Annotated in this window: 11 protein-coding genes; all 11 read right to left on the bottom strand. The window is 50.3% G+C overall.

Translation table 11 applies throughout. From position 1 onward, the window contains the following. Position 1 precedes the first annotated feature (1 nt). On the bottom strand, positions 2-1,063 hold the full coding sequence (gene rlmN, locus WKT10_RS03785) for a 23S rRNA (adenine(2503)-C(2))-methyltransferase RlmN (RefSeq protein WP_296036861.1): 1,062 nt from the start codon (positions 1,061-1,063) through the stop codon (positions 2-4). Positions 1,064-1,098: 35 nt separating this feature from the next. After that, positions 1,099-2,460, bottom strand: coding sequence for a 16S rRNA (cytosine(967)-C(5))-methyltransferase RsmB (gene rsmB, locus WKT10_RS03780; protein WP_340275538.1), 1,362 nt, complete (start codon positions 2,458-2,460; stop codon positions 1,099-1,101). Positions 2,461-2,472: 12 nt separating this feature from the next. Continuing rightward, on the bottom strand, positions 2,473-3,171 hold the full coding sequence (locus tag WKT10_RS03775; RefSeq protein WP_317438382.1) for a zinc metallopeptidase: 699 nt from the start codon (positions 3,169-3,171) through the stop codon (positions 2,473-2,475). A gap of 45 nt (positions 3,172-3,216) precedes the next feature. Then, the gene (gene fmt / locus WKT10_RS03770; RefSeq protein ID WP_340275536.1) at positions 3,217-4,149 is read right to left on the bottom strand and encodes a methionyl-tRNA formyltransferase; all 933 of its coding nucleotides are present in this window, start codon (positions 4,147-4,149) and stop codon (positions 3,217-3,219) included. A 1-nt stretch (position 4,150) separates the two neighbouring features. Then, positions 4,151-4,636, bottom strand: a complete 486-nt coding sequence (gene def / locus WKT10_RS03765) for a peptide deformylase (protein ID WP_066547920.1) — start codon at positions 4,634-4,636, stop codon at positions 4,151-4,153. Positions 4,637-4,707: 71 nt separating this feature from the next. Further along, a complete protein-coding gene (gene priA / locus WKT10_RS03760; protein WP_340275533.1) occupies positions 4,708-6,984 on the bottom strand; it encodes a replication restart helicase PriA in 2,277 nt (758 codons plus the stop codon). Further along, on the bottom strand, positions 6,981-8,309 hold the full coding sequence (locus WKT10_RS03755; protein ID WP_340275531.1) for an MATE family efflux transporter: 1,329 nt from the start codon (positions 8,307-8,309) through the stop codon (positions 6,981-6,983). Before WKT10_RS03755 ends, priA begins: the two co-directional genes overlap by 4 nt. Positions 8,310-8,450: 141 nt before the next feature. Continuing rightward, entirely contained in the window at positions 8,451-9,785 is a 1,335-nt protein-coding gene (locus WKT10_RS03750) for a M18 family aminopeptidase (RefSeq protein WP_317438378.1), read from the bottom strand. 25 nt (positions 9,786-9,810) lie between these two features. Then, a complete protein-coding gene (locus WKT10_RS03745) occupies positions 9,811-11,250 on the bottom strand; it encodes a UDP-N-acetylmuramoyl-tripeptide--D-alanyl-D-alanine ligase (protein ID WP_337433776.1) in 1,440 nt (479 codons plus the stop codon). Next, positions 11,247-12,767 carry a UDP-N-acetylmuramoyl-L-alanyl-D-glutamate--2,6-diaminopimelate ligase gene (locus WKT10_RS03740; RefSeq protein ID WP_337433777.1) on the bottom strand — a complete coding sequence of 507 codons (1,521 nt, stop codon included), beginning with the start codon at positions 12,765-12,767 and terminating at the stop codon, positions 11,247-11,249. The genes WKT10_RS03745 and WKT10_RS03740 overlap by 4 nt, the downstream gene beginning before the upstream one ends. Before the next feature lie 24 nt (positions 12,768-12,791). Further along, positions 12,792-14,462, bottom strand: a complete 1,671-nt coding sequence (locus WKT10_RS03735) for a formate--tetrahydrofolate ligase (RefSeq protein ID WP_296036882.1) — start codon at positions 14,460-14,462, stop codon at positions 12,792-12,794. Positions 14,463-14,581: the final 119 nt, after the last annotated feature.

Genomic DNA, 14,581 nt, shown 5'->3' with positions numbered 1-14,581 from the left:
GTCATCCCCCTCCTTCTATATAACTCTTTCTTAGCTGCCCGCAGGCTCCGCCGATATCCCGGCCCATCTCCCGGCGGACCGTGGCATTGATGCCGTGGTCTTCCAGATAGTTCCGAAACGCCTCAATGGCCCTGCGGTCGGACTGAACGTAATCCCGTTCCTTGATGGGATTAACCGGGATCAGATTTACATGGCCATGCTGGTCCTTTATCAGTTTCGTAAGGGCTGCGGCCTCCTTTAAATTATCATTTACCCCTTTTACCAGGCTGTATTCAAAGGTCAGCCGTCTGCCGGTTGCTTCAAAATATGTATGGCAGGCATCTAAAATATCTTCCAGACGGTAGCTGTTTGCCACCGGCATCAAGGTTTTTCGCACCTCGTCATTGGGGGCGTGCAGAGACAAGGCTAATGTGACCTGAAGCCCCTCTTTAGCAAATTTTAAGATTCCCGGCACAATGCCGCAGGTGGATACCGTCAGATTTCTCTGGCTGATGTTAAGCCCCTTCTCATGGGAGATCAGGCGCAGGAAACGGATCACGTTATCATAGTTGTCCATGGGTTCTCCGGAACCCATGATCACCACATTGGATACCCGCTCTCCTGTAATGGTCTGGATCCGATAAATCTGATCCAGCATTTCTGAGGCCCGCAGGTTCCGCTCCAGACCGTCCAGGGTGGAGGCGCAGAAGCGGCAGCCCATACGGCAGCCCACCTGGGAGGAAATGCATACGGAATTGCCGTGATGGTACTTCATCCACACACTCTCGATCACATTCCCATCTTCCAGTCCAAAGAGGTACTTTCTGGTACCGTCCACAGCCGAAATCCGTTCTCCTACAACCTTTAATGCCGTAACGCTGTAATGCTCTTTAAGCCTTTCCCGAAGGCTCTTTGAGAGAGTACTCATCTGATCAAAGTCTGTCACCAGCTTTACATGGAGCCAGTCGTAGAGCTGCTTTGCCCGAAAGGGCTTTTCTCCCAATGTGCCAAGCTCTGCGGTTACTTCCTCCAGGGTCATGGATTTGATATCTTTTTTACCATTGCGGTCTGTTAAATCTAACATAAAAAACTCCTGTACTTTAAAATAAACCGGTCTTTTTATCCCCGGCGCTTAAAAACGCTGATAAAAAAGCCGTCAAATTCCTTCCATGGGCCAATCCCCGGCAGGATCTGGATCTGTCCCTCCTGTAAAGAAGCAGAAGAGGCTGCTTCCCATCCCTCCGGGAGCTTTCCTCTTATATCCACAGGCTCAAAGGGAAGATTCCCGCGAATCCAGGAAGCATTTTTCTCATTTTCTCCCTTATTGATGGTGCAGGTACTGTAAATCAGTGTTCCGCCGGGCTTTACATACCGCCATACAACGGATAAGATCTGGCGCTGCAATTCTTCCAAAGCTTTCAGACTTTCTTCTGTCATGTGGTACTTGATATCCGGCTTTCTCCCAATAATTCCCATGCCGGAACAGGGAAGATCTGCGATCACGATATCTGCCTTTTCCTCACTGGACGGGTCAAACACAGTGGCGTCCCATACCTTTGTCTGAATATTTGTCAGACCGCAGCGGGCAATATTGTCCTCAATAAGGGAAACCTTCTGTTCTGTTAAATCCCTGGCTTCTACCAGGCCGGTCCGTTTTAGCTGATCTGCCAGATGAAGGCTCTTTCCTCCAGGAGCAGCGCATACATCAATGATGATATCACCCTTTTTTGGAGCAGCCAGCTGTCCTACCAGGCTGGAGCTGATATCCTGAACCTGGATCCAGCCCTCCAAGAATGCAGTCAGCCCTTCCAGATAGTCATAGCCCCACAGGGCGATCATGGAATCAAAGCCTTCCATACACTCTGCACCGGCTCCCTCTTCCTGAAGAGATTTTAATATCTGAGATACCGGTACGGTACTTTCATTGCATCGAACCCAGGTAGGACGGGGCTCTAAAAAGGATGCGGCAATGATCTCGGCCCTCTCTTCTCCCCAGTCTCTGACCCATTTATCATACATCCAGTCTGGAACACTGAAACGCATGGCTGGATTCTCAAAGGAAATGTGTTCCTTTTCTCTGGAAATGGTACGCAGCACTCCGTTTACAAAGCCCTTTAAACCCTGAAACCGATGCTTCACTGCCAGCTTTACCGCTTCATTGCACACAGCGCTGTCAGGCACCCGGTCCATATAGAGAAGCTGATAGACGCTCATTCTTAAAAGGTTCCGGATCAGTGGCTTCATCTTGTTCGTCTTTGTCTTTGAATACCGGTTGATCACCCCGTCCAGCTGAAGCATATACTCCAGTGTCCCTTCTGTGACACGGGTGATAAAGGCTCTGTCTGCCTTATCCAGATATTGATATTTATAAAGAGCCTGGTTTAAAACAAGATGGACGAAGCTGCCCTTTTCGAGCACCTCCGTCAACACCCCAAGGATTATTTCCCTGTTTTCCAGACCCCTGTCTGTCTGTTTTGCCATAAATCCCTCCTGTTAATTATCCCTGTCTCTGTTTCCGAATAAAAGAAGCAGACGAAGGAGCTGGAGGATGGAAGCTGCTGCAGCAGCTACATAGGTTAAGGCAGCTGCGCCTAATACTTTTCTTGCCTGCCCCACTTCCTGATCCCGAAGAATCCCAATGGAATCCAGAAGCTTTACTGCACGGTGGGAAGCATTATATTCTACCGGCAGGGTCACAAGCTGGAAAAGCACGGCGGCTGAAAAAAGCAGGATCCCTATATCAACCAGAAAGCCTCCGCCTATAAAGAAGCCGATGAGGATCAGGGGCCAGGAGATCTGGGCGCCGAAGTTGGCTACCGGCACCAATGCAGCTCTTAACCGCAGGGGAACGTACTCTCCTGCATCCTGCATGGCATGGCCGCACTCATGGGCCGCCACACCGATGGCTGCAATGGAGGTGGCTCCGTATACCGCATCCGACAGGTTTACTGTTTTGGTGCGGGGGTCATAGTGATCTGTAAGGTGACCGGATACACGGCGCACTGCCACATCATAGATCCCCTGGGAACGGAGCAGCCGCTCTGCCGCCTCTGCTCCCGTAAGCCCGCAGCGGCTTCCCACACGGGCATAGGTGCTGTAGGTAGCGTTCAGTTTTGCAGAAGCCATTAAAGACAGCACCATTCCGATGAGGATCAGAACGTAGGTAGGGTCAAAATAGGGCATATAAAACATATAGATTCACTCTCTTTCTAACGTAACAGCATGATTGCGGGAAACTTACTCTCCCAGTATTTCTCCCTCTTTTACGGAATAGCCTCTGAGGAAGGTTTCCACATCCATCCGCTTCTTTCCTTCCAGCTGAAGCTGGCGGATGGATAACAGCCCTTCTCCTGCAGCCACTACCAGACGGCGGGGATCACAAAGGACTACCTCTCCCGGTCTGGCATCCGTCGTTTCCTTCAAAACATCCCCATCCCAGAGCTTTAAGGTCTTTCCATGAAGGGAGGTATAGGCGCTGGGCCAGGGATTTAAACCGCGGATCAGGCGTTCAATGGCCTCTGCCTCCATAGACCAGTCAATGCGTCCCAGAGACTTTGTAAGCATCTTTGCATAGGTAGAATCCTCGTCCTTCTGAGGCGTCCTTACTGCGGTGCCCTTCTCAAGCTTATCAAGGGTGGAAAGAATCAGCTTTCCCCCTGCCTGGCTGAGTTTTTCAAACAGGCTTCCTCCGGTTTCCTTCGGATCCAGAGGGATCATCGTCTTTTCCAGCATGTCTCCCGTATCCAGTCCCACATCCATCATCATGGTGGTAACGCCGGTTTCCTTCTCTCCGTCGATCACCGCCCACTGGATGGGAGCTGCTCCCCGGTACTTTGGAAGCAGGGAGGCATGGATATTGACGCAGCCATAGGGCGGAATATCCAGAATGGCCTTTGAGAGGATCTGTCCGAAGGCGATTACTACGATCGCCTCCGGATGAAGCTCCTTTAAAATCTCCACAAAAGCCGGATCCTTTACCTTTTCCGGCTGATAGACCGGAATGCCGTACTCTAACGCCTGAAGCTTCACCGGCGTCATCTGTACATCTTTTCCTCTGCCCTTTGGACGATCCGGCTGGGTCACTACCGCAGCTACCTCGTGGCCGGCATCCACCAGGGCATTTAATGCCGGAACGGAAAAATCCGGCGTCCCCATAAATACGATACGCATCTTACATCTCCTCTTCCTCTTCTTCAGCCTCTGTATCCAGCAGCTCGCCTTCGACCAGCTCTACATAGAGCTGGCCATCCAGGTGTGCGCACTCATGACAGATGGCTCTGGCTAAAAGATCCTGTCCCTCTAACTCATACTCCTCCATGTTTTCATTCAGCGCTCTTACCTTTACATAATCCGGACGGGTTACGATGCCGGTCTTGCCGGGAACGCTTAAGCAGCCCTCGTATCCGGTCTGGGCGCCCTGCTGCTCCACAATTTCCGGGTTGATCAGCACATACTGATTGCCGTCCTCTACGTCAATTACCACGATTTTCTTTAAAACGCCCACCTGGGGAGCTGCAAGGCCTACGCCGTTTGCCTCATACATGGTCTCAAACATATCTTCGATCAGCTCTGCCGTACGAGGAGTCATCTCCTTTACCGGCTTGCATTTTTTATTTAAAACTTCATCTCCAATTACACGAATCTGACGGACTGCCATTTTATTATCTCTCCTTTTTCATATTCAAACCATAAACGGCGGATATACAAACCCCTTTTCTGCTGTTTGGCCTATAAAGCCAGATCGGACTGGAGGGAAATCCCTTCCATGCCATCCAAGCAGGCCTCCGCCATTTTTCTGATCTGTATCAGTATATCATAGTTTTCATTCTTAATATATAAAATTTTTCTGTAAATATCATTAACTTTGTACACCGGGGCATTCACAGGGCCAATGCAGGCAAGTTTTTTTCCCGGAAAATGCTCCGGAAAACGGGCTGTCATCTTCTCCAGTACCTCTGCGGCCTTTTCAAGGCGCTCCTCACAGCCGTCGGACAGAGTGAGTGTTAACAGCCCCACTGCGGGAGGATATCCCAGAAGCCGCCTGAAATTCATCTCCTGGCTGTAAAAGCTTTCATAGTCCTGGCTGGCTGCCGTCTGTATGCTGTAATGATCCGGCTGATAGGTCTGGATCACCATATTCCCCGGAATATGGCTCCTTCCGGCCCTTCCTGCTGCCTGGGTTAAAAGATCAAAGGTTTCCTCCCCGCAGCGGTAATCCGGAGCATAGAGGGAGAGATCGGCCGCCAGAGCCCCGACCAGAGTGACCTTTGCAAAATCGTGTCCCTTTACGATCATCTGGGTACCGATCAGGATATCGGCCTCTTCTCTTGCAAAGGCAGAAAGGATTTCCTGATGGCCTCCCTTTTTTGAGGTGGTATCCAGATCCATCCTGAGAATCCTTGCCTGAGGAAACATTTTTACTGCCATTTCCTCAATCTTCTGGGTTCCCGTTCCAAAGGGCGCAATATAGGCGGAACCGCAGGAGGGGCAGAGCTTTGGCTGCATCACCGTATGACCGCAGTAATGGCACATCAGACGGCCGTCTTTATGAAGCGTCAGGGTCACATCGCAGTGGGGACAGCGGATAGCCTCTCCGCAGGAACGGCAGGATACAAAATTTGCATAGCCGCGGCGGTTGATAAAAAGCATGGTCTGCTCTCCTTTTTTCAGCCTGTCCTCCATCAGTTCCTTCAGCCTGCGGCTGAAAATAGAACGGTTTCCCGCCTTTAATTCCTCTCTCAGATCTACGATCTCCGCCTGAGGCAGTGCCGCGCTGGCCTTTGCCCGTCTTGTGAGCTTAAGAAGGATATATTCTCCCAGAACCGCCTTTGTGTAGGATTCCAGAGAAGGCGTGGCAGAGCCCAGGATCAGGCTGGCCTGATTGATCCTGGCCCTCTCCTTTGCCGTCTCCCTGGCATCATAGCGGGGGGACAGCTCGCTCTGATAGGCATTTTCATGTTCCTCATCAATAATGATCAGCCCCAGCCGTTCAAAGGGGGCAAACAGGGCAGAACGGGGCCCGATCATAATATCTATATCCCCGGTTCTTGCCCGTTCATACTGGTCATAGCGCTCCCCTGGGGACATTCTGGAGTGAAGCAGGGAAACCCGGTTCCCGAAACGTTTATAAAATCGCATGACCGTCTGCCAGGTAAGGGAAATTTCCGGGATCAAAAGGATTACCTGCTTTTTTTTCTCCACCACATGGCGGATCAGCTCCATATAAACCTCTGTTTTTCCGCTGCCTGTGATCCCATGGAGCAGATATGTGGCGCGGATCCCTCTGTCATACTCCCGGCAGATGCGGTATGCGGCAGCCTGCTGTTCCTCATTTAAGACGGGAATCGGACTGCTTTCGGAAAAATCCATGGCAGAAGCCCTTCCCGTTTCCCCTGTGAGAAGCCGCTTCATCTCAAGAAGGGGATTTCTGTATTTTTCTACGATTTCTACCCGGATCAGCCCCGCTTCCTCCAAAGGCTTAAGGACCGCCGGGGTCAGGTTCAGACGGTTCATGGCCTGATCGTAGGGAACGGGATTTTTCTCTTTTAACAGGCAAAACAGGCGCAGCCTGGCCTTATAGCCTCTGCGCTCTGCCAGATCCACCGCCTCCCGGAAGGCCTCTTTTTCGCCAATGAGCCGGATCTGCCGTTTGGGAGCTTCCTTTATCTTCTGCTTCACAGGAAGGACTGTCTTTAATGCCTGGTTCATGGTAGAGCCGTAGCGCTCCTTCATCCACCAGGCCAGCCAGATCAGCTGTGACTGGGCTGTAACGCTGTGCTCTACAATCCCTTCTATTTCCTTTAATTTTGCCACATCGTATTCCGGCTCATCCGTAAGCTCCACCACATATCCCTTTCTCCTGCGGCTTCCCGCTCCAAAGGGAATGTAAACCTGCTGGCCTACCTTAAGAGTTCCTCTAAGCTTCTCAGGAACCCGGTACTGAAAGGTCTTATCCACGCTTTCATGGGAAATATCAATAATTACATTGGCATATAATCCGGTCAAATCTCATCCAACTTTCTTTTATAATAGACAAAGCCTGCCAGATCGGCTAAAAACCAGCCAACGGGCACAGCCGCCCAGATCCCGGTTACCCCAATGGACGGAACGGCGGACAGGACATAGGCTAAAATCACCCGGGTGCCCAGGGAAATCACAGTCAGGACCACGGACATTCCCGGTCTTCTCACTGCCCGGTAAAGGCCATAGAGCAAAAACAGACAGCCGATCCCACAGTAAAACGCACCCTCAATCCGAAGATAACTCATCCCCACCTTAAGGATCTCCGTTTCATGGGGTTGGACAAAAATCAGAAGGAGCGGCTTTGCAAATACGCATACCACAAAGGAGATAAACAGGCAAAACAGAACGGAAACCGTCACAGCAGAACGGATTCCTGCACGGATCCTGTCTTTTTTTCCTGCTCCGTAATTCTGAGCTATAAAGGTGGAAAATGCATTTCCAAAGTCCTGAACCGGCATATAGGCAAAGGAATCGATCTTTACCGCTGCGGCAAAGGCAGCCATCACCACCGTTCCGAAGCTGTTTACCAGTCCCTGTACCATAAGGATGCCAAAATTCATCACAGACTGCTGGATACAGGTAAGAAAGGAAAACTGGGAAATTTCTCCTAAAACCTGGCGCTCTATCTTCATATGTTCCCGCTCCACCCGGAACTCAGGCATTTTTACAAGCGTATAAATACCGATTCCAATACCGGAAACAAACTGGGAAATAACCGTGGCCTCTGCCGCTCCCGCTACGCCCCGGTGAAGCACCAGGACAAATACCAGATCCAGTATGATATTTAAAACGGCTGAAATTCCCAGAAAAATCAGCGGCACCAGAGAATTTCCCACAGCCCGCAGAAGAGAGGCATAAAAATTATACAGAAAAACTGCCAGGATACCTGAAAAGATCACTCTCAGGTATTCCCGCATCATCCCGTAAATCTCTTCCGGTACGCACAGAAGGCTCATAATGGGATCGGTAAACACCACCACCGCCAGGTTGACGGCCAGAGCCACCGCAGCAATCATTACAAAGGATACATAGATGCTTATTTTTAAACGGGCGCTGTTTTTCTCCCCAAAGCGCAGGGAAAAGACGGCCCCGCTTCCCATACACAGTCCCAAAAGAATAGAGGTAAGAAAGGTCATAAGGGTATAGGCCGAGCCTACGGCTGCCAGGGCATCCGCCCCCAGAAAGCGGCCTACGATCAGCGTATCTGCCACATTGTAGCACTGCTGTAAAAGATTTCCCAGTATCATCGGAAGGGCAAAGCGCAGCATAGTGCCTGTAATGCTTCCCTCTGTAAGGTCTTTCTGCATGGTTTCTTCTAATCTCCTCTTTCCGTTTATTAATATACCCCTATCCGGCTGACTGTCTTTGCCCGGACGCACTCCGGCCTCTGGGCTTTATGGTGCAAAGCCAGAGGCCGTGTATATCAGGGTGTTTTCCCCCTTATGATCTTATTCCTGATCCACGCGGTAGCAGCCTTTTCCCTCTGCTTTTAAACAGGTATTAAAGAACGTCTTTGCTGCCTGGATCAGATAACAGGTATCCTTTACGCCGGCTGTCTCATAAGGGGAATGCATCGCCAGCTGGGGCAGGCCGATATCCACTGTATTGAGAGCCACATGAGCATTGGAAATATTTCCCAGAGTAGAACCTCCCGCCATATCGGAACGGTTGGCAAAGGTCTGGCAGGGAACGCCGGCCTTTTTGCAGATTGCCCGGAAAATAGCTGCGGATACTGCATCTGTAGTATACTTCTGGTTGGCGTTGTACTTGATTACAATCCCCTCGTTCATGGCAGGACGGTTGGTCGGATCTGCAAATTCTCCGTAATTTGGATGAACCGCATGAGCATTGTCAGCAGATACCATAAAGCTGGAGGCCAGAGCCATCAGATATTGATCCTCGCTGCGTCCCAGACTGCGGTTGATCCGGCGCAGGGTATCCTCTAAGAAGGTGGAATCTGCACCCTGTTTAGTGCCGCTTCCCACTTCCTCATTGTCAAATACGGCTGCAACGGATACGCAGGAAGGATGTCCTCCTGCCAGCAGGCCCTTAATGGAAGAAAAAGCACACTGCAGATCATCCAGACGTCCGCAGGAAAGGTAAGCCTCATCGGCTCCCCAGATGGTTCCCTTGTCCCGGCTGTAAAGGAACAGGTCATGGCCCAGGATATCCTCTGCCTTTACGCCTGCTGCTTCTGCCATCAGGGTCATAAAGCTTCCCTTTGCTTCCAGACTTCCAAAAATAGGAAGCGTATCCTTCTGTGCATTATACTTGTAACCGTCATTGACCTGTCGGTTCATATGAATAGCCAAATTAGGGATCATCACCAGATCACGGTCTATATTCACTAACTTTGATACCAGTCTTCCATCCTCTTCTACAACCAGGCGGCCCGCAATGGATAAAGGACGGTCAAACCAGGGAGACATGATCATGCCACCGTATTTTTCTACGTTTAATTTGATAAAATGGCCCTCTGCCTCCATCTCCGGATTCTCCTTAATCTTAAAAGAAGGGGAATCGCTGTGGCTTGCCATGATCTGAAAGCCTGTAAAATCTGCTCCCGGCACCTTAAATGCAATGACAGAAGACTGATTGCGGGTCACATAGTAAGAGCCGCCCGGTAAAAGCTTCCAGTTTTCCTCCTCACGGATTTCCTCAAAGCCTGCTGCTTCCAGCATATTCGTTATATTGGCAATAGCGTGAAAGCTGCTGGGGCTTTTCTCCAGAAAGTGCAGCAGCTCCTCTGCCGTCTGACGGCAGGTTTCTTTCGTTAATTCCATGTGTTTTTTCCTCCAGATAATCATTTTAATTCGTGAGTTTTTCTCTCATAAAGCTCACGGCTTTGGAAAGCCCCATGCTGTTTGAACCCTTAAACAGCAGGCAGTCGCCTTCTCTTACTGCTTCTGCCAGCCATGTTTCAGTTTCCTCCAAAGTGGAGGTTTTTACGCATGAGATTTTTCCTCCATCCATTTTAAGACCCGTTTCAATCTCCCATGCCAGTTCTCCCATAAGCACCAGCTGGTCAATTGGCTGATGTTTTAAAAAGGCGCCTACCTCCCTGTGGTACGTTATGGTATCCGGCCCAAGCTCCTTCATATCCGCCAGAACCGCAATGCGGCGCTTCACTCCTGCCATGGAGGAAAGCACCTCAATGCCTGCCTTCATGGAAACGGGGCTTGCATTGTAGCTGTCATCTATGATGGTGACGCCCTTTTCCTTAATGATCTGCTGGCGTCCCTTAAAACCATCAAACTGTTCTAAGGCAGCAGCAGCCTTCTGTAACGGTATTCCATACCGAGAAGCCACTGCCAGGGCTGCCAGGGCATTGCTTACCATGTGATTTCCCATTACCTTAAGGTGTACCTGTACCCGCTCTTCTTTGCAGACTGCGGTAAAGACAGGAAAGCCATTTTCCAGATGAAGGTTCTCTCCCCGGCAGTCGCAGCCTTCCCACAGGCCATAGAGGATCCGGCTGCGTCCCTGGTCCGGCATTACCGCTCGCAGGAGAGGATCGTCGCCATTGAGGAAAAGAACACCATCCTCTGCCATTCCATCCTGGATATGGAGCTTCTCTTTTAAAATATTTTCCTTAGAGCCAAGCTGTTCGATATGAGCCACTCCGATATTGGTCATCACTGCACAGTCCGTCTGTGCTACCTGGGCAATCTTTGTCATCTCTCCGGGTTCGCTCATGCCAAGTTCAATAACGCCGATCTGCGCTTCCTTTGGTATATTAAAAACAGTGATGGGGACACCCACCTGGCTGTTGCTGTTTCCCGGCGTCTTATAAACCCTATAACCGGCGCTCAAGGCACAGGCTACCATCTCACGGGTGGTCGTCTTTCCCACACTGCCCGTAATCCCTACCAGAGGAATCTGCGCCTGGCTGCGGCACCAGGCTCCCAGCGCCTGAAGAGCCGCTTTTGTATCCTCTACACAGATCCAGGTGCTTAAAAGAGCCTGTCCGCTCCATTCAGGATGCTCCCTGCACTGGCTTTCAATGGCCTCTCTTACCTCTTTTTCACTGTGATGACAACTGGTGAACACCGTTTCTGCCCCGGCGCTTATTGCCTGACAGATAAACCGGTGTGCGTCTACCCGTTCTCCGACGATAGGAACAAACAGATCCCTTCCCTCCATTTTTCTGGAATCCAGGCTGATGTGGCAGATCTTTTTTTCCGGATCACCGAAAATCACCCTGCCTCCGGCGGCTCTGGCTGCCTGTTTCGCTGTTATCTCTCTCATCCCTGTTCCTTCTCTCTCAGTTCCCTTACTGCTTCTTCAATCACTTCCCGATCCAGAAAATGATGGCGGACACCATTGATCTCCTGATAATCCTCATGGCCTTTTCCAATCACCGCGATCATATCTCCCGGCTCTGCATGGAAAACACTGTATCGGATGGCTTCCCTGCGGTCCGGTATCTCCATAAAGGCTCCGCCTGTTTTTTCAATACTTCCCCGGATATCCGCCAGAATATCCTCCACTTTTTCATATCTGGAATTATCCGCTGTGAGGATGCACAAATCTGCCAGCCTTCCGCCGATTTCTCCCATAGAATAACGGCGGTCCTTAGAACGGTTTCCACCGCAGCCAAATACACACACCAGACGTTTGGGGCTGTAATCCCGCAATGTCTTAAGCAGGCTTTCCATGCTCACTGCATTGTGGGCATAGTCAACCAGCACGGTACAGTGGGAGGATGTATGTACGATTTCCATGCGTCCGTTTACCCGGATATGCTCCAGTGCATGGCTGACCCTTTGAGGATCCAGCCCCAATAAGCTGCACAGGCTGACTGCAGCCATGGCATTTTCCACATTAAAAAGTCCCGGTATGCCAAGGCGGATTTCCATCTCACATCTGCCGGAAACATGAAACTGCGTTCCCACAAAGTCCGGCTCTGCCAGATACCGGATATTCTCTACCATAAAGTCATCCGGCACTTTGCTTTCCTTTCCTGCATTGTAGGTATAAAGCTTACAAGAAACTTCCTTCTTTATGGCCTCTGCATGAGGGTCTGCCCCGTTTAAAAGGCCAATGCGGCAGCTGTCAAGGAGACGTGTTTTATAATACAGATACTCCTCAAAATCCTTATGCTCATCCGGCCCGATATGGTCTGGGGAAATATTAGTAAAAATACCGTAGTCAAACAGGATACCGTCTACCCGGTGCATTTTTACCCCCTGGGAAGAAACTTCCATAACCGCATAGTCACAGCCTGCCTCTGCCATCTGAGCAAAGGCTTTGTGAAGTTCGTAAGATTCCGGGGTCGTGTTCATGGTAGGAGTCACATGCTCTCCAATGACAACACCTGTGGTACCGATCAGACCGGCCTTCTTTCCTGCCGCTTCCAGCACAGTCTTTATCATATGGGTCGTGGTAGTCTTTCCCTTGGTGCCTGTAACGCCGATCAGGGTAAGCTTCTTTGCAGGATATCCAAAACGGGCCGCAGACAGCAGGGCCAGAGCCCTGCGGGAATCCTTTACCCGCAGGATCGTAATCTTTTTCTTCTCCTCTTCATCAAGCTCACAGGCTTCAAGCTCCATATCAATGGGCCGTTCGGTCACAAGGATCCTTGTGCCTGCCTTTAACACATCAGGGATAAAGCAGTGGGCATCGATCCGGGTGCCTGTCATGGCCACAAATACAGTGCCCGGTCCCGCTTTTCTGGAGTCATAAATAACCTCTTCCACCTGAGTATCAGGATTTCCCTGAATCAGGGTATAATCCAGTTCTTTTAACCAGTCTTGCAATATCATGAAACTATATTTCCTCTCTCATACTTAAAACAGTCCCGTGATCTTTCCTTCCTCATTCACATCAATCCCCTCTGCTGCCGGCTTCTTGGGAAGTCCCGGCATGGTCATAATGGAACCTGTAAGAACAACCACAAAACCGGCTCCTGCACATACATAGGCGTCTCTTACGTTGATCTGGAAGCCTGCAGGCCGTCCCAGCTTTGTCTGATCATCCGACAGGGAGTACTGGGTTTTTGCCATGCATACGGGAAGATTTCCAAAGCCCATCTCTTCCATGCGCTTTAACGCCTTTAAAGCTGCCGGAGTGTATGTCACGCCGTCCGCTCCGTATATCTGGGAAGCAATGGTTCCGATCTTATCCTTTAAGGAAGCTTCATTCTCATAAAGCACATGGAAATCAGTGGGACGGTTTTCCAATGTGTTTAATACCTTTTCTGCCAGGGCAAGCCCACCCTCGCCGCCTTTTGCCCAGACCTCAGCCAGAGCAAATTCACAGCCTCTTTCCTCACAGAAATGCTTAATATAAGCATACTCCGCTTCTGTATCGCTTATGAAAGAATTAAGGGTAACTATAACCGGAACGCCAAACTTCTGGATGTTTTCAATATGTTTTTCCAGATTTACAATGCCCTTCTTTAAAGCTTCCAGATTTTCTACGGAAAGCTGATCCTTCGGGACACCGCCATTATACTTTAAAGCCCGGACGGTGGCTACCAAAACAACCGCATCCGGCTTTAAGCCTGCTTTGCGGCACTTGATATCCATAAACTTCTCAGCGCCCAGATCCGCGCCAAAGCCTGCTTCCGTAACAACAATATCGCAGAGCTTAAGAGCTGTCTTTGTGGCTCTTACACTGTTGCAGCCGTGTGCGATATTTGCAAAGGGGCCGCCATGAACCAACGCGCCTGTATGCTCCAAGGTCTGGATCAGGTTCGGCTTTAAAGCATCCTTTAAAAGAGCCGCCATGGCTCCGGTGGCATGAAGATCTCCCGCAGTCACCGGCTCACCTGCAAAATTATATGCAACGATAATGCGTGACAGGCGCTCCTTTAAATCCTTCATATCATCGGCCAGACAGAGGATTGCCATGATCTCGGATGCTACGGTAATGACAAAATGATCCTCTCTTACCATGCCGTCGGCCTTTGCACCCAGACCGATCACAATATTACGCAGCGCACGGTCATTCATATCTTCGCACCGCTTCCATAAAATCTGTCTTGGATCAATGCCGAGGGAATTTCCCTGCTGGATATGGTTATCAAGAAGAGCTGCCAGAAGGTTATTGGCAGAGGTAATGGCATGGAAATCACCTGTAAAATGCAGATTTAAATCCTCCATAGGCACAACCTGGGCATAGCCGCCTCCAGCAGCTCCTCCCTTGATGCCAAAGCAGGGGCCAAGGGACGGCTCTCTCAGCGCTATAATGGAATTTTTTCCCATTCTTCCAAATGCTTCTCCCAAGCCTACTGTCACAGTTGTCTTTCCCTCTCCTGCCGGTGTGGGATTGATAGCCGTCACCAGCACCAGTTTACCATCCGGACGGTCCTTGATCTGATTCCATAGCTCATCGGTCAGCTTGGCCTTATATTTTCCATACAGTTCCAGATCGTCCTCTTTGATTCCATATCTGGCGGCCACCTCTTTTACCGGTATCATTGCAGCTTCCTGTGCGATCTCAATATCTGATTTCATTTGGCTGATCCTCCTCTTTTTCGGCGTCCCGATCAGGTTATGTCTTTCTCCTGCCGGTGCCTGGTAATTTATATTTTATGCCCGGAGTCATTGGGATTCTCCTTTGGACTCCTGATGCA

It is taken from the genome of Enterocloster sp. HCN-30185, from assembly GCF_037890305.1.
GTDB lineage: Bacteria > Bacillota > Clostridia > Lachnospirales > Lachnospiraceae > Enterocloster.
This window is presented reverse-complemented; position numbering and strand designations above follow the sequence as displayed.